Origin of the sequence: Pseudomonas sp. PSE1(2024) (assembly GCF_050990555.1) — a bacterium.
In the GTDB taxonomy this organism is placed as follows: Bacteria; Pseudomonadota; Gammaproteobacteria; order Pseudomonadales; family Pseudomonadaceae; genus Aquipseudomonas; species Aquipseudomonas aphyarum.
This window is the reverse complement of record NZ_CP158967.1, coordinates 5,557,754-5,572,503: the sequence shown is the minus strand read 5'-3', so window position 1 is coordinate 5,572,503 and position 14,750 is coordinate 5,557,754. Positions and strand designations below refer to the sequence as shown.

Annotated in this window: 15 protein-coding genes; 9 read left to right on the top strand and 6 right to left on the bottom strand. The window is 61.6% G+C overall.

Going from position 1 to position 14,750, the window contains the following annotated elements; all coding sequences use genetic code 11:
• The first annotated feature begins 50 nt into the window (after positions 1-50).
• The 4 genes from ABTV87_RS25355 (at position 51) to ABTV87_RS25340 (ending at position 3,768) form a co-directional block, all read left to right on the top strand.
• Positions 51-827 (top strand): IclR family transcriptional regulator, encoded by a 777-nt coding sequence (locus ABTV87_RS25355; protein ID WP_433898544.1) that lies wholly within the window; start codon positions 51-53, stop codon positions 825-827.
• Between the two features lie 116 nt (positions 828-943).
• The gene (locus ABTV87_RS25350; RefSeq protein ID WP_433898543.1) at positions 944-2,005 is read left to right on the top strand and encodes a Gfo/Idh/MocA family protein; all 1,062 of its coding nucleotides are present in this window, start codon (positions 944-946) and stop codon (positions 2,003-2,005) included.
• Positions 2,006-2,007: 2 nt separating this feature from the next.
• Entirely contained in the window at positions 2,008-2,823 is an 816-nt protein-coding gene (locus ABTV87_RS25345) for a sugar phosphate isomerase/epimerase family protein (RefSeq protein WP_433898542.1), read from the top strand.
• Between the two features lie 66 nt (positions 2,824-2,889).
• Positions 2,890-3,768, top strand: coding sequence for a DMT family transporter (locus ABTV87_RS25340; protein WP_007958785.1), 879 nt, complete (start codon positions 2,890-2,892; stop codon positions 3,766-3,768).
• A gap of 109 nt (positions 3,769-3,877) precedes the next feature.
• Here the strand turns inward: ABTV87_RS25340 and ABTV87_RS25335 are convergent, their stop codons facing one another.
• A complete protein-coding gene (locus ABTV87_RS25335; RefSeq protein WP_007958787.1) occupies positions 3,878-5,215 on the bottom strand; it encodes an MFS transporter in 1,338 nt (445 codons plus the stop codon).
• A gap of 273 nt (positions 5,216-5,488) precedes the next feature.
• Here ABTV87_RS25335 and quiC point away from each other — a divergent pair, with 273 nt between their 5' ends.
• Positions 5,489-7,390 (top strand): 3-dehydroshikimate dehydratase QuiC, encoded by a 1,902-nt coding sequence (gene quiC, locus ABTV87_RS25330; protein WP_085608725.1) that lies wholly within the window; start codon positions 5,489-5,491, stop codon positions 7,388-7,390.
• 102 nt (positions 7,391-7,492) lie between these two features.
• On the top strand, positions 7,493-8,170 hold the full coding sequence (locus ABTV87_RS25325) for a TetR/AcrR family transcriptional regulator (protein ID WP_085608724.1): 678 nt from the start codon (positions 7,493-7,495) through the stop codon (positions 8,168-8,170).
• A gap of 33 nt (positions 8,171-8,203) precedes the next feature.
• On the opposite strand, the gene ABTV87_RS25320 is transcribed toward ABTV87_RS25325, so the two are convergent.
• From ABTV87_RS25320 to ABTV87_RS25310, 3 genes are all read right to left on the bottom strand, one after another.
• Positions 8,204-9,058 carry a shikimate dehydrogenase gene (locus ABTV87_RS25320; protein WP_085608723.1) on the bottom strand — a complete coding sequence of 285 codons (855 nt, stop codon included), beginning with the start codon at positions 9,056-9,058 and terminating at the stop codon, positions 8,204-8,206.
• 5 nt (positions 9,059-9,063) lie between these two features.
• Positions 9,064-9,504, bottom strand: coding sequence for a type II 3-dehydroquinate dehydratase (gene aroQ / locus ABTV87_RS25315; protein WP_011336043.1), 441 nt, complete (start codon positions 9,502-9,504; stop codon positions 9,064-9,066).
• Between the two features lie 141 nt (positions 9,505-9,645).
• A complete protein-coding gene (locus ABTV87_RS25310) occupies positions 9,646-10,557 on the bottom strand; it encodes a LysR family transcriptional regulator (protein ID WP_085608722.1) in 912 nt (303 codons plus the stop codon).
• 203 nt (positions 10,558-10,760) lie between these two features.
• Between ABTV87_RS25310 and ABTV87_RS25305 the strand changes: the two genes are divergently transcribed.
• Positions 10,761-11,189, top strand: a complete 429-nt coding sequence (locus ABTV87_RS25305; protein WP_085608721.1) for a DUF4160 domain-containing protein — start codon at positions 10,761-10,763, stop codon at positions 11,187-11,189.
• Positions 11,186-11,632: a hypothetical protein gene (locus tag ABTV87_RS25300; RefSeq protein ID WP_007951001.1), complete on the top strand. Its 447-nt coding sequence runs from the start codon at positions 11,186-11,188 to the stop codon at positions 11,630-11,632. The genes ABTV87_RS25305 and ABTV87_RS25300 overlap by 4 nt, the downstream gene beginning before the upstream one ends.
• 55 nt (positions 11,633-11,687) lie before the next feature.
• Here the strand turns inward: ABTV87_RS25300 and trmA are convergent, their stop codons facing one another.
• Both trmA and ABTV87_RS25290 read right to left on the bottom strand, forming a co-directional pair.
• A complete protein-coding gene (gene trmA / locus ABTV87_RS25295; protein ID WP_085608720.1) occupies positions 11,688-12,767 on the bottom strand; it encodes a tRNA (uridine(54)-C5)-methyltransferase TrmA in 1,080 nt (359 codons plus the stop codon).
• Positions 12,764-14,059 carry an NCS2 family permease gene (locus ABTV87_RS25290; RefSeq protein ID WP_064599583.1) on the bottom strand — a complete coding sequence of 432 codons (1,296 nt, stop codon included), beginning with the start codon at positions 14,057-14,059 and terminating at the stop codon, positions 12,764-12,766. The genes trmA and ABTV87_RS25290 overlap by 4 nt, the downstream gene beginning before the upstream one ends.
• A gap of 220 nt (positions 14,060-14,279) precedes the next feature.
• Between ABTV87_RS25290 and ABTV87_RS25285 the strand changes: the two genes are divergently transcribed.
• On the top strand, positions 14,280-14,729 hold the full coding sequence (locus ABTV87_RS25285; RefSeq protein WP_085608718.1) for a DUF4879 domain-containing protein: 450 nt from the start codon (positions 14,280-14,282) through the stop codon (positions 14,727-14,729).
• Positions 14,730-14,750: the final 21 nt, after the last annotated feature.

Sequence of the window (14,750 nt, the reverse complement as noted above, 5' to 3'; positions counted from 1 at the left end):
ATTCCTCGGGATGTCTTCTAGAATCGGCAAAATTTCACCGAGAGCGCACCATGGCCGGCAGTCAAATCGAACGGGTTTTCAGCGTGCTGGAAAGCCTCACCAGTGATCCGCGCGGGCTGCCGATGCAGACCCTGGCCGAGCAACTGGACATTCCGAAGAGCGGGATGCACCGCCTGCTCGCCGAACTGATCCGGCTGGGTTACGTGCGGCAAAACCCGGAGACGTTGCGCTATCACCTGTCGACCAAACTGGTTGCGATGGGCTTTCAGTATCTGTCGAGCAGCGGTGCCGACATCGTGCAGCCGGTGCTTGATCGACTGGCCCAGGAAACCGGTGAGCTGGTGCGTCTGGGGGTGATCGACGGCGAGCGCCAGACCTGGATCGCCAAGGCTCAGGGCGCCCGCACCGGCCTGCGTTACGACCCGGACATGGGCCGCGATGCGCCGCTGTTCTACACAGCGTCGGGCCATGCGTGGTTGGCGTGCATGAGCGACGCCGAGGCGTTGTCGCTGGTCGAACGCCAGGGCGCGGAGGTGCCGGCGGATATCGGGCCCAACGCGCCGCGCTCCAATATTGAACTGCTCGAACGCCTGCGTGTGGCCCGGGAACAGGGCTATGCCTTTGTGGAAGAAAGCTCGGCGGTCGGCACTTCGGCGATTGCTGCGGTGGTGAAACATCCTGCCGATGGCCGGGTGATTGGCGTGCTGAGCATAGCCGGGCCGAGCGCACGGATGCCGGGGGCGCGATTGCATGAACTGGCGCCGTTGCTGCTGACGTTCACCGAGGAATTGTCGGCGGCCAGCCTGGCCTCGGAGTTGTTCGTTTAAGCAAAGCTGTGCGCTGTTCGCCCACTTTTCAGTCGGGCGGGTGTGAGAATCTGGAACCGGGTTCTAAATTGTTGATGTAGTGAGTTTTCCCACAACAATCACAAGAGGATCGCACCTTGAACCCGCCCCTTCGAATCGCCCTGATCGGCGCCGGTAACATGGGCCAGCAACATTACCGGCACCTGAAACATCTCACTGAGGCCACGTTATGCGCCGTGGCCGATCCCGGTCCTCAGGCACCGGCCCTGGCGGCGGAGTGGGGTGTGGCGTATTTCGCCGATCACCGTCAGATGCTGGAGCAGAACCGGCCAGACGCAGTGATCGTCGCCAATCCGAATAATCAGCACGTCAGCACCGCGCTGGATTGCCTGGCCGCTGGCGTTCCGGTGTTGCTGGAAAAACCGGTGGGCGTGCATCTGGATGAGGCGCGGGAATTGGTGGCGGCGGTGAAGCGCAGCGGCGTGCCGGTGCTGGTCGGCCATCATCGGCGGCACAATCCGCTGATCGTGCGTGCCCATGAACTGGTCAAGGAGGGAGCGCTGGGACGGCTGACTCTGGTGACTGCGTTGTTCCAGTTGCGCAAACCCGACCACTATTTCGAAACCGCGTGGCGGCGCGAAGAGGGCGCGGGCATGCTGTTGACCAATCTGATTCACGACCTCGATCTGCTGCGTCATCTGTGCGGCGAAGTGCGTTCGGTGCAGGCGATCACCGACCGTGCGGTGCGTGGTTTTGCCAATGAAGACAGCGCGGCGATCCTGCTGCAATTCGATGGCGGAGCGCTCGGCACCCTGACCGGTTCCGATGCGGTGGCAGCGCCGTGGAGCTGGGAGTTGAACTCCGGGGAGAACCCGGTCTATCCACGTCAGGGCGACCAACCTTGTTACTTGCTGGCGGGAACAGCTGGAGCCTTGAGCATTCCGCAACTCAAGCGCTGGCATTACAGCGCCGATCAGGTGGACGCCGGTTGGCATGAGCCGTTGCTCTCGGTCGACGAACCGTTCACGCCTGACGAAGCCTTGCGATTGCAGTTGCAGCATTTCGTCCGCGTGGCGCGACGGGAGGTTGAACCGCTGGTGAGTGCCGCCGATGCCGCCCGCACCCTGGCGCTGGTCGAGGCCATCCGTGAAGCAGCGGCCAGCGGTCGCGCCACCGAACCTGCGCAGATCGAGGCCTGAACATGAGCGAGCGAATTCTGTCCCTGGCCAGCCTGACCGTGCTGGAGTTGTCGCCACCCGAGATGGTCGAGGTCGCGGCCCGTGCCGGTTACAGCCATGTCGGCCTGCGGCTTGAACCGGCGACGCCCGAGGAATATCACTTCCCGCTGGTCGCCGATGGCGATTTGCGGCGTCAGACATTGGCGCGTTTGCGTGACACCGGAATCGGCGTGCTCGACGTGGAAATCCTTCGATTGAAGCCGCAGACAGTGTTCGCGGATTTCGAGCCACTGCTCAGCGTCGGCGCGGAGTTCGGCGCCAGTGAATTGCTGGTCGCCGGTAACGATCCCGACGAACAGCGACTCACCGATAATTTCGCGGCACTGTGCGATCTGGCGGCGCCCTACGGTTTGCACCCGCATCTGGAGTTCATGCCGTGGACCGATGCGCGCAATCTCGAGCAAGCGTTGCGCATCGTCGACAACGCCGGGCGCGAAAACGGGGCGGTGTTGGTCGATGCGTTTCACTTCGACCGTTCCGGATCGCGGCTGGAAGATCTGGTCGGTGTGCCAGCCTCGCGGCTGCGCTATGCACAGTTGTGCGATGTTGCCGGGTCGAGGCCGACGGACATGGCCGAGATCTTGCGTCAGGCCCGCAATGAACGACGGTTTCCCGGCGAGGGCGATTGTGACTTGATCGGCTTGTTGCGCAGTCTTCCGGCTAACCTTCCCCTGAGTCTGGAAATTCCCACGGTCAAATTGCTGGAGCAAGGCGTGAGTGGTTTGCAGCGGGCGCAAATGGCAATCGACCGGACGCGGGAATTGTTGGCCCGGCTTTAAGTCTGCTTCAAGGGGCGAGGGCGCCTGCGTCCTTGTCACCGTTTATTTTTCATTCAGAGAGAGCCAATGACCGTCAGCACTCCGCTTTCCGGCGTCAACCAACCCTTCAAGGGGATCTTGCTGATTGTCGTGGCAACCTTCCTATTCTCCAGCCACGACGCGCTGTCGAAATACCTTTCGGGTTTTTATCCGATCGTCATGGTGGTGTGGGCGCGGTATCTGGTGCACACGCTGCTGATGGCGGGGATTTTCCTGCCGCAGTCCGGGCTGCGCGTGCTGCGCACCAAACGTCCGTTGTGGCAGTTGGCGCGGGCGTTGTGCCTGTTGGGCACCAGCCTGTTTTTCACCACAGCGTTGCTGTACATCCCGCTGGCCGAGGCCACGGCGGTCAACTTTCTTGCTCCGGTGCTGGTGACGGCGCTGTCGGTGCCGCTGCTCAAGGAACGGGTGACGCGCGGTCAGTGGATCGCGGTGGTGTGCGGGTTCATCGGTGTGCTGATCATCGTCCATCCGGGCGGTGACTTGTTCACCCCGGCGATTCTGTTGCCGTTCTGCTCGGCGCTGTTTTTCTGCTTCTATCAGTTGCTCACCCGCAAGCTCGCGGAAATCGACAGCCCGACCACCAGCAACTTTTTCGCCGGGTTGTGCAACACGCTGGTGATGAGTGCGCTGGTGCCGTTCTTCTGGCAGGTGCCGAGCCTGGGGCATGCGCTGTTGATGCTGGCGCTGGGCAGTTGCGGAATGACCGCGCACCTGTTTCTGACCCAGGCGTTCCGCCATGCCGCGCCGGCGTTGCTGGCGCCGTTCGGTTATTGCCAGATCGTGTTTGCGGGGCTGTTGGGCTGGTTACTGTTTGCTCACACGCCGACCCTGATGACCGTGATCGGGATCGCGGTGATCTGTTGCAGCGGGCTGGCGGCAGCGTGGCAGCAGAGCCGGCGCTGAAAAGCACTGTGGGAGTGAGCTTGCTCACGAAGGCGGTGTGTCATTCAACGTCAGTGCTGAATGTCAGTCCGCATTCGCGAGCAAGCTCGCTCCCACAAGGAGGGGCAGGTTACTCAGTGACGGTAGGAATCTTGCGCGGTGCCATGAAGTACATCCAGGTCAGCGCGATGAAGTACATCGCCGGGATCAGGGTGAACAGCACGGTGTAGTTGTTGTTGGTGACGGTCAGTATGTGGCCGACGATCTGGGTCATGAACATCCCGCCGATCGCCGCGCACATGCCGCCGAAACCGAACACCGTGCTCATCATGTGCTTGGGCGTGTAGTCCATCACCAGGCTCCAGATGTTGGCGGTCCAGGCCTGATGCGCGCCGATGGCCAGGGAAATGGCGGCGACTGCGATCCACAGGTTGGCTGAGCCGGCGGCCATGACCACACCGATGATGCAGCAGGCGAACAGGAACATCGACAGCAGGCGCGCCTTGATCGAGTTCATACCGCGACCGATCAGGAACGAAGACAGAATCCCGCCGCCCACGCTGCCGAAGTCGGCGGTGACGTAGATGATGATCAGCGGAATGCCCATCTGGGTGACGTTGATGCCCAGGTTGTATTGCTGATTGAGAAACGGCGGCAGCCAGTACAGGTAGAACCAGAACACCGGCGCGGTCAGCGAGTAGGCGAGGGCGAAGGCCCAGGTGCCGCGCATCCGCAGGATTTTCGAGAACGGCACGCGGGCCTGTTCCGGTTCGACTTCTTTCTGGATGTATTCCAGCTCCGACTGTTTAACGCTCGGGTGATCTTCCGGGTTGAAATACTTCAGGCCCCAAAACAGCAGCCAGATCCCGCCCAGTGCCGACATGCACAGGAACGCAGCCTGCCAGCCCCACACGTGAAGGATCAGCGGCAGCAGCATCGGGGTGAACATCGCGCCGACGTTGGTGCCGGCGTTGAAGATGCCGGTGGCCACGGCGCGTTCACCGGCCGGGAACCACAGCCGCGTGGTCTTCACGCAGGCCGGGTAGTTGGCCGCTTCGGTCAGGCCGAGGATGAACCGGCAGACCATGAAGCCCACCGCCGAGGTCGCCAGACCGTGGGCGCCGGTGGCCAGGCTCCAGAGCAGCACCGCGCAGAAGAACACGCGCTTGACGCCGACCCGGTCGATCAGCCGTCCTTGCAGCACGAAGCCGATCGCGTAGCCGACCTGAAACCAGAAGTTGATGTTGGCGTAGTCCATCGCCGTCCAGCTCATTTCCTTGGCGAGGATCGGCTGCATGACGCCGAGGGCGGCGCGGTCGATGTAGTTCAGGGTGGTGGCGAAAAACACCAGCGCCAGCATGCCCCAACGGGTCTTGCCGACGGCCATGGCGCCGCGGATCTTGTCGCCGATGCCACCCGTGGCAGTGCTCATGGCCGGAGCCATGCGGGAAGTCTGTGAAGGAATCATGTGTTCCACCCGTTTTTGGATTTGTTATTTGGTGTGCTTTTTTTGTGCACGCTGCGACCGGTGGTTCAGTTCCGGACTCAAGGTGAGATGGATGTTGGGCAGTGGACGAAAAATCGTCAATTCGCCAAACCGGCATTGTGTTCGATAATCGCACGCAAAACTAACCGGGTAGTACACTTTAAATTGCTCAATGATAAACCGGGACCAATAATTCGCTCACCCTATAAAAGCGGCGCAATTTTCGTAGCCGACGTCTCCACCGGGAGTTGAAACATGCAGCGATCCATTGCCACCGTCTCCTTGAGCGGAACCCTGCCGGAAAAACTCGAAGCCATTGCCGCCGCCGGGTTCGACGGGGTGGAGATTTTCGAGAACGATCTTCTGTATTACGACGGCAGCCCCCGGGAAATCCGGCAGATGTGCGCCGACCTCGGAATCGCCATCACGCTGTTTCAGCCGTTCCGCGATTTCGAAGGCTGCCGCCGTGATCGTCTGGACCGCAACCTGGAGCGGGCCGAGCGCAAATTCGACCTGATGCAGGAACTGGGCACCGACCTGGTGCTGGTCTGCAGCAATGCCTCCCCCGACAGTATCGGCGAGCAACAGATCCTCATCGACGACCTGCGCCTGCTGGCCGAGCGCGCTGGCGCCCGTGGCTTGCGTATCGGTTATGAAGCGCTGGCCTGGGGCCGTCACGTCAATACTTATCAACAGGTCTGGGACATCGTGCGTCAGGCCGATCACCCGGCCCTCGGCGTGTTGCTCGACAGCTTCCATACCTTGTCGCTGAAGGGCGATCCACGGGCGATTGCCGAGATTCCCGGCGACAAGATTTTCTTCGTGCAGATGGCCGATGCGCCGATCCTGGCGATGGACGTGCTGGAGTGGAGCCGGCATTTCCGCTGCTTCCCGGGGCAGGGCGAATTCGATCTGCCGGGTTTCCTCGCGCCAATCATCCAGAGTGGCTACACCGGGCCACTGTCGCTGGAAATCTTCAACGACGGCTTCCGCGCCGCACCGCCTCGCGCCAATGCCGCCGATGGTCTGCGTTCGCTCCTTTATCTGGAGGAGAAAACCCGCCAGCGTCTGGAGCAGGAAATCCGCCCTGTGGATAACCGCGACATCCTCTTCGAAACGCCGAAGGCCAGCGAATACAACGGCATCGAGTTTCTTGAGTTCGCCGTGGATGAAAGCCTCGGCGCCAAGTTGTCGAACTGGCTGGAGCGGCTGGGGTTCGTCAAGGCTGGGCAGCATCGTTCCAAGAGCGTCAGCCTGTTGCGCCAGGGCGATATCAACCTGATCCTCAACTCCGAACCCTATTCGTTCGGCCACAGCTTTTTCGAGGCCCATGGCCCGTCACTGTGCGCCACTGCCGTGCGGGTCAAGGACAGCGCCAGCGCGCTGGCCCGGGCCGTCGCTTATAAAGGTCAGCCGTATCGCGGACTGGTCGGCCCCAACGAGCTGGAACTGGCGGCGGTGCGCGCGCCGGATGGCAGCCTGATTTATCTGGTGGATCAGGAGGCGGATGTCTACGGCACCGACTTCAATCTGCTGCCGGATGCTGTGGCGCGCGGCGGGCTCAAGCGCATCGATCACATGGCCATGGCGCTGCCGGCGGACAGCCTCGACAGCTGGGTGCTGTTCTACAAGAGCCTGCTGGATTTCGAGGCCGACGATGAAGTGGTCCTACCCGATCCTTACGGTCTGGTGAAGAGTCGCGCGCTGCGTAGCCGTGACAGTTCGATTCGTCTGCCGCTGAACATTTCCGAGAACCGCAACACCGCGATCTCACACGCGCTGTCGAGTTATCGCGGCTCCGGGGTGCATCACATCGCTTTCGATTGCGACGATATCTTCGCCGAAGTCAGCCGCGCGAAGGAGGCGGGTGTGCCGCTGCTGGATATCCCGCTGAACTATTACGACGACCTGGCGGCGCGCTTCGATTTCGATGACGAGTTCCTCAGCGAGCTGGCGTACTACAACGTGCTGTACGACCGCGATGCACAAGGCGGCGAGTTGTTCCACGTCTACACCGAGCCGTTCGAAGGGCGTTTCTTCTTCGAGATCATCCAGCGCAAGAACGGTTACGCGGGTTATGGCGCGGCCAACGTCGCGGTGCGGCTGGCGGCGATGGCCAAATCACGCAGTGGCGCGGTTCGCCAGGCCAAGTTGTAGGAAATTCGTAAACGCGGGATTAAACACGGGTCGCGCGGCTTCCTTCACTGGGGCGCGCGGCCCATAATCGCCAGCCTGTGCAGTGATGGCCGTGAGCCCGCAATGACGATGACTTCAGAACTTTCCGCAGCCCCCGATCTACCAGCGGTAGAGCCGCGCAAAAGTCGCAAGAACAACCCGGAAAAGACCCGCGAGAATATCCTGCAGGAGGCGATCGTCGAGTTCGTCCAGCAGGGTCTGTCCGGTGCTCGCGTCGACGCGATCGCCGAGCGCATCCACACCTCCAAGCGCATGATCTATTACTACTTCGGCAGCAAGGAGCAGTTGTACGTCGAGGTGCTGGAGAAGCTCTACGGTGATATCCGCAGCACCGAAAACCGCCTGCACCTGGCCGAATTGCCGCCGGTGGAAGCGATCCGGCGTCTGGTGGAGTTCACCTTCGATCACCACGATCGCAACGTCGATTTCGTGCGGATCGTCAGCATTGAAAACATCCACAACGCCGAGTACGTGAAGCGTTCCGACGCGATCAAGGCGATGAACAACACCATCCTCGATTCCCTGGGCGAGATTCTGCGTCGTGGTGCCGATGAAGGGGTTTTCCGCGCCGGGCTCGACGCGCTGGACGTGCATCTGCTGATCAGTTCGTTCTGCTTCTATCGCGTATCGAACCGCCACACGTTCGGTGAGATCTTTCAGATCGACCTGCCGGACGAAAGCATCAAGCAGCGTCATCGCGAGATGATTTGCGAGTCGGTGCTGCGCTACTTGCAGGCGTGACCGGAGACGAGGGGGCGTCGCCCCCTCACGGTTTTATCCATTCATGCTTTGAAAATGCGCGAGCATTCGCTGCGCATCCGGCACTTTGCCGCTGAACAGCTCAAACGCCTTTACTGCCTGAAACACCGCCATGTTGCCGCCATCCAGGGTTCGGCAACCCAGGGCGCGGGCATTGCGCAGCAGTTCGGTTTCCAGCGGGAAATACACGATCTCCGCTACCCACAACTCGGGCCGCAGCAATGCCACCGGCACAGGCATGCCTGGCAGTTTGGCCATGCCCATCGGCGTGGTGTTTACCAAGCCATCGGCCTGACTCAGTGTGCTCGCCAGATCATGCCCGGCAACCGCGCGGCCAGCGCCGAAATGCTGGTTGAGGTTGTTGGCCAGACTTTCGGCGCGCTCCATGTCCACATCAAAAATGCTCAGTTGCTGTACGCCTTCGCTCAATAAGGCGTGGGCCACCGCCGCGCCTGCACCACCGGCGCCCATCTGGACCACACGTTCGCGGGCAACGTCTGGCAGGCCGCGACGAAAACCTTCGGCAAAACCCAGGCAATCGGTGTTGTGGCCGACGCGTTTGCCGTCCTTCAGCACCACCGTGTTCACGGCGCCGATGCCTCGGGCTTCCGGAGACAATTCATCGAGCAGCGGGATGATCGCCTGCTTGCACGGGAAGGTGATGTTCAGCCCGGTGTAATTCATGCGTTCGGCGGCCAGCAGCAGGTCGGGCAGGGCGTTGCTGTCGAGTTGCAGTTGATCGAGATCGATCAGTCGGTACAGATAGCGCAGGCCCTGTTCGTCACCTTCGTGTTCATGCAGCGCCGGGGTGCGGGAGGCCTGGATGCCGGCGCCGATCAGCCCGGCGAGTATCACGTTGTTGCGGTTCATGCGGATCACCCCTTCAGCCGCTGGCTGAAATGTTCCAGGGCCAGGCGATAGCCGTGGCTGCCAAAGCCGCACATCACGGCAGTGGCGATGGCCGAGACGAACGAATGATGACGGAACGGTTCGCGGGCATGGACGTTGGACAGGTGCACTTCGATCACCGGCAATTCGCTGGCGACCAGTGCGTCGCGGATCGCTACCGAGGTGTGTGTCCAGGCGGCCGGGTTGATCACGATGCCGGCGCAGCGCTGGCGGGCGCCGTGAATCCAGTCGAGCAGTTCGCCTTCGTGGTTGGTCTGGCGAAACTCCACGGCCAAGCCGAACTCTTCGGCGGCACGCCCGCACAGGGCAGAAATGTCGGCCAGGGTTTCGTGACCGTAGGTCGCCGGTTCACGGGTGCCGAGCAGGTTCAGGTTCGGGCCGTTGAGCACCAGAACGATAGGGGGCATGGGGGCAAACTCCACTTATTGTTTTTGGCTTGGGCCGAGGGTTTCGACCTGTGGAGTTAAATTGTACTAGATGGTTACTTTAATCAATTGCTCTGCATCGACAGCTTGGTTTTGTGTGCGGTGATCGCACACAGGTGAGAATCAGTGCGGCAATTGCTCCACCAGAAAATCGATGAAAGCCCTGACGCGCAGCGGCATGTGGCGATTCTGCGGGTACAGCAGCGTGAACGGCCGCGAGCGTCCGCTGTAGGGTTTGAGCACTTCTATCAGCGAGCCATCGGCCAGTTCTTTTTCGACAATGAAGCGATAGGTCTGGAACAACCCGGCACCGTGCCTGGCCAGGGTCACGCCACCGAGCACATCGTCCGAGCAGCAGAAATTGCCCTCGGCGAGGATTTCCCGTGGCGCGTCTTCGTCGTAAAACAGCCAGGTGATCCGCCGCCCACTGCTGGGCAGTTCGTACTGAATGCATTCGTGTTGTTCGAGGTCTTCGAGGGTCTGCGGCGTGCCGGCGCGTTTGAGGTAATCGGGGCTGGCGACCATCACCAGCGCCGCATCCTCCAGATGGCGGGCGATCAGGCCCGAATCGGGAATCGCCCGCACGCGGATCGCCATGTCGTAGCCTTCGCCGACGAAGTCGATGTTGCGGTTGCTGATGTGCATGTCGACCTTCACCTGCGGGAAGCGCGCGCGAAAGGCCGGCAGCAGCGGCAGGATCCGATGATGGGCGTAGGTCGTAGGAATACTGATACGCAGGGTGCCGGACGGTTCCTGCTGCTGGCCCATGACTTCCCGTTGCGCCTCGACCAGTTGCGCCAGCGCCTGGCTGCATTCTTCGTAGTAGCGCCGACCGCTGTCGGTCAGTTTCACGCTGCGGGTGGTGCGCGCGAACAGCCGCACGCCCAAGCGTTCTTCCATGCGTGATACCGAGCGGCTCACCGCTGCCGGTGTCACCGAAGCCGCCTGCGCCGCGCCGGTGAAACTGCCGCACTCGGCGGCCAGGCAAAACAACTCGATGCTGCCCAGCTGAAGATCGTCGAAGTGTCGCTGCATGATTGATTACACCGGGGAATGAGTCTTCGTATGTAGCAAATGCGCGGCCGCTGCGAAAGAACTGCTTACCATTTTGCCCGCGGCTTTTTCGGCTCCCGCACTAGGCTCGAAAGGTAACGGCCACAGCAGGCGTTGGCGCCGATGGTCGGATTTGCCAGGGAATGGCAAGTGTTGAAACGTTTAAACCTAACGGATGGGTTAGCATGAAGGTATGCAGTTACAAAGGACTGTCAGTGGTGATCATGTTGCGTGACGAACATTGCCCGCCCCACGCACATGTGGATGCAGGCGCCTGGAGCGCCCGCTTCAAATTCAGTTTCTGGCACAACGGCGTCGAACTGTGGGATGTGGTGCCGTTGTCGCATCGACCGCCGGTTGCCCTGCTTGAAGGACTGCGCCAGTCGTTGCGTGAAACCGATCATCTGCGGCGGGCGCGCTGGATCTGGTGGACTCGATTGCGCACCGCCTGTCTCGACAATCAGTGGTGGGACGGGCAGTCGAATCAGGTGGCGGTGCTGCGGGAGGTTACCAGCACGAGTTTCAGGATCGGATCGGCGTATTACGAGCCTGAGGTCAACAAAACCCTGTTGGCCCTGGTCGGCGCTCACGAAGGAGTGGAAATAGAATTATGAAAACAGTCAAAGCCGCGTTGCACGCGGATCGGCCCGTCACGGAAAAGCGTCTGGACGAAGCCGTCGACCGTGGCGGCGTGCGCCGTCGCAGCAGCCTGCAAGCTGTGTCAGTGGCTTTTCAGAAACCCTGCCTGGTGATTCACTTCGAGGACGACAGCGGCGTATTGCTGCCAGTGAATCTCTACCGGGAATTCGATGATTTCGAACCGCAAGACTTCAGCGGATTGCACGTCGGCTTTGCCGGCACCGCGCTGTGCCACGACGGCAAGGATCTGCAGGTTTCCATCGCCGGCATGATCTCGGCCAGTCAACCATTGATGGCCATGGCCGCCTCGGTGATCGCTTCGCGCAATGGTCGCCAGAGCAGCACCGCGAAAGCTGAAGCTGCGCGGGCCAACGGCAGGAAGGGCGGGCGCCCGCGCAAGATTGATCCGGTGTTATGAACAGGCACAAAAAAGCCGTCGGTCAGGACGGCTTTCTTGTATCTGGCACCTGCGATCAACGTCGGGTCAACAGCACGCCGGATTCCATGTGGTGAGTCCACGGGAACTGATCGAACAGCGCGCAGCGGGTGATACGGTGCGTGTCGTGCAGTTGGGCGATGTTGGCCGCCAGTGTCTCCGGGTTGCAGGAGATGTACAGGATGTTATCGAAGCGACGGGTCAGTTCGCAGGTGTCCGGGTCCATGCCGGCCCGTGGCGGGTCGACGAACACGCTGCCGAACTCGTAGCTTTTCAGGTCGATGCCGTGCAGGCGACGGAACGGGCGAACTTCGTTCAGGGCTTCGGTCAGCTCTTCGGCGGACAGGCGCACCAGAGTCACGTTATCCACAGCGTTTTCGACGAGGTTGCTCAACGCGGCATTGACCGAGGTCTTGCTGATTTCGGTGGCCAGCACTTTGCGCACGCGGGTTGCCAGCGGCAGGGTGAAGTTACCGTTGCCGCAGTACAGCTCCAGCAGATCGTCGCTGCGATCGCCCAGCGCTTCGTATGCCCAGTTGAGCATCTTCTGGTTCACGGTGCCATTGGGTTGGGTGAACGCGCCTTCCGGTTGGCGATAGCTGAATGTGCGACCGCCAACTTCGAGTTTCTCGACCACGTAATCGAGGCCGAGCACTTCGCGCTTGCCCTTGGAGCGACCGATGATGCTGACGCCCAGATCCGCCGCCAGTTTGGTGGCTGCCGCGTGCCAGTGTTCGTCGAGCGGACGGTGATAGCACAGGGTGATCATCGCGTCGCCGGCCAGGGTGGTCAGAAACTCCACCTGAAACAGCTTGTGGCTCAGCGCCGCGCTGGCCTGCCAGGCCGCCTTCAATTGCGGCATCAACTGGTTGATGCGCAGGCTGGCGATCGGGAATTCCTCGATCAGGATCGGCGTGCGTTTGTCGTCCTGGGAGAACATCGCGTAATGCCGCTCACCGCCCTCGCGCCACAGGCGGAACTCGGCGCGCAGACGGAAGTTCTGCAACGGCGAGTCGAACACCGTCGGCTCCGGTGCATCGAACGGGGCCAGCAGGTCACGCAGGCGCGTGACCTTGTCTTCGAGTTGTGCGGCGTAGGCCTGGGAATCAAAAGTCATGCGTTGAACCAACCCAGCTTGATCACGAACAGAATCGACAGGATCACCAGCGCCGGGTTCAGCTCACGGGCGCGGCCGGACAGCAGTTTGATTGCAGTCCAGGCGATGAAGCCGAAGGCGATGCCGTTGGCGATGGAATAGGTGAAAGGCATCGCCAGGGCGGTGACCACGACCGGCGCGGCGACGGTGATGTCTTCCCAGTCTATTTCCGCCAGGCCCGAAGTCATCAGCACGGCGACGAACAGCAGCGCCGGCGCGGTGGCGAAGGCCGGCACGCTGGCGGCCAGTGGCGAGAAGAACAGCGCCAGCAGGAACAGGATCGCGACGACGATGGCGGTCAGGCCGGTGCGGCCGCCGGCGCTCACGCCCGCAGCGGATTCGATGTAGCTGGTGGTGGTCGAGGTGCCCAGCAGCGAGCCGGCCATTGCCGCGGTGCTGTCAGCGATCAGCGCACGGCCCATCTTCGGCATGTGGCCGTCCTTGCCCATCAGGCCGGCGCGCTTGGCGACGCCGATCAGGGTGCCGGAGTTGTCGAACAGGTCGACGAACAGGAAGGCGAAGATCACGCTGACCAGACCGATGTCCAGTGCACCCTTGATGTCCAGTTGCAGGAAGGTCGGGGCCAGCGAAGGTGGCATCGACGTCACGCCGCCGAACGGGGTGAAGCCCATCACGATCGAGACGATGGTCACCGCCAGAATGCCGATCAGCACCGCACCGCGCACTTTCAGGGCTTCAAGGGCAACGATCAGGGCGAAACCGAGGGTGGCGAGGATCGGCGCCGGTTGTTTCAGGTCGCCGAGGCCGACCATGGTCGCCGGGTTGCTGACCACGATGCCGGCGTTGTGCAGGGCGATCAGCGCCAGGAACAGGCCGATACCGGCAGCAATTGCCGAACGCAGCGGCAGCGGGATGCTGTTGATGATCCATTCACGGATGCGGAAGATCGACAGCAGGAAGAAGCACACGGCGGAAATGAACACCGCGCCCAGCGCCACTTGCCAGGTGTGGCCCATGTGCAGCACGACGGTGTAGGTAAAGAAGGCGTTCAGACCCATGCCCGGTGCGAGAGCGATCGGGTAGTTGGCGATCAGGCCCATGACCGTGGAGCCGATGGCGGCTGCCAGGCACGTGGCGACGAACACCGCGCCTTTGTCCATGCCGGTCTCGCCGAGGATGCTCGGGTTGACGAACAGAATGTAGGCCATGGCCAGGAAGGTCGTGACGCCCGCGAGAATCTCGGTCCGCACGTTGGTGTTGTGTGCCTTGAGTTGAAACAGCCTTTCCAGCATGTCTGCTCCCCGTGGCGCGCGTGGCGCCGTGAATGTATCGACCTCAACAGCAAAGCACAGACCGTCGCAAGCGCCTGGAAAATTGTGGTGGGCCGGAAAAAGCCGCGCATCATACCAGCAGCGTGAGGAAGATGGCGGATGTTGGTGTCGATCGTCGGCGAAGTTTTGCACCACGGCCAAGTACGCCATACTGCGCGCTGTTTTTTCGGGGATGGATCGCATGAACAAGGGTTGGATGAAGACCGCTGGACTGATGGCCTTGCTGCTGGCCGGTGTACCGGCGGCACTCGCAGCGTCGGCACCGCCATTGAGCGAGGTGAAAGTCATCAAGGTTCAGTCGTCGTCCTGCGGGCTCGAAGACATTACCGATGGCCAGGTGCAGACCCGTTGCGATCACAGCGCGCCGGGCATCAAGGTGTACGTGCTGGAAATCGGTTATGGCCAGAGTCAGCCTCAGGCGGCGCTGGACGGTTTCGAAGTGAACGGCACCCGGAGTCCGGTCTGTGCCTTCGATAATGGCAACCTGACCGAATGCACGCCAGGCGCGAAGACCGTCGGTTCGCTGTACACCTTCGATCTGACGACTCGTCAGGAAGGCACCTTTACCTTCAGCAACACCTCGATCAACGCCCCGCGCAACACGATGTCGACCCAGCTTTACATCAAGTAACGGCTGTCGCCGAACAGGGCA

Bases quoted from the DNA above. Each gene is read 5' to 3' on its own strand.
- ABTV87_RS25355 (WP_433898544.1), top strand. From the start codon at position 51: ATGGCCGGCAGTCAAATCGAACGGGTTTTCAGCGTGCTGGAAAGCCTC.
- aroQ (WP_011336043.1), bottom strand. From the start codon at position 9,504: ATGCCCCCTATCGTTCTGGTGCTCAACGGCCCGAACCTGAACCTGCTC.
- ABTV87_RS25300 (WP_007951001.1), top strand. From the start codon at position 11,186: ATGAAAACAGTCAAAGCCGCGTTGCACGCGGATCGGCCCGTCACGGAA.
- ABTV87_RS25310 (WP_085608722.1), bottom strand. From the start codon at position 10,557: ATGCAGCGACACTTCGACGATCTTCAGCTGGGCAGCATCGAGTTGTTT.
- ABTV87_RS25290 (WP_064599583.1), bottom strand. From the start codon at position 14,059: ATGCTGGAAAGGCTGTTTCAACTCAAGGCACACAACACCAACGTGCGG.
- quiC (WP_085608725.1), top strand. From the start codon at position 5,489: ATGCAGCGATCCATTGCCACCGTCTCCTTGAGCGGAACCCTGCCGGAA.
- ABTV87_RS25285 (WP_085608718.1), top strand. From the start codon at position 14,280: ATGAACAAGGGTTGGATGAAGACCGCTGGACTGATGGCCTTGCTGCTG.
- ABTV87_RS25340 (WP_007958785.1), top strand. From the start codon at position 2,890: ATGACCGTCAGCACTCCGCTTTCCGGCGTCAACCAACCCTTCAAGGGG.
- trmA (WP_085608720.1), bottom strand. From the start codon at position 12,767: ATGACTTTTGATTCCCAGGCCTACGCCGCACAACTCGAAGACAAGGTC.
- ABTV87_RS25335 (WP_007958787.1), bottom strand. From the start codon at position 5,215: ATGATTCCTTCACAGACTTCCCGCATGGCTCCGGCCATGAGCACTGCC.
- ABTV87_RS25325 (WP_085608724.1), top strand. From the start codon at position 7,493: ATGACGATGACTTCAGAACTTTCCGCAGCCCCCGATCTACCAGCGGTA.
- ABTV87_RS25345 (WP_433898542.1), top strand. From the start codon at position 2,008: ATGAGCGAGCGAATTCTGTCCCTGGCCAGCCTGACCGTGCTGGAGTTG.
- ABTV87_RS25305 (WP_085608721.1), top strand. From the start codon at position 10,761: ATGAAGGTATGCAGTTACAAAGGACTGTCAGTGGTGATCATGTTGCGT.
- ABTV87_RS25320 (WP_085608723.1), bottom strand. From the start codon at position 9,058: ATGAACCGCAACAACGTGATACTCGCCGGGCTGATCGGCGCCGGCATC.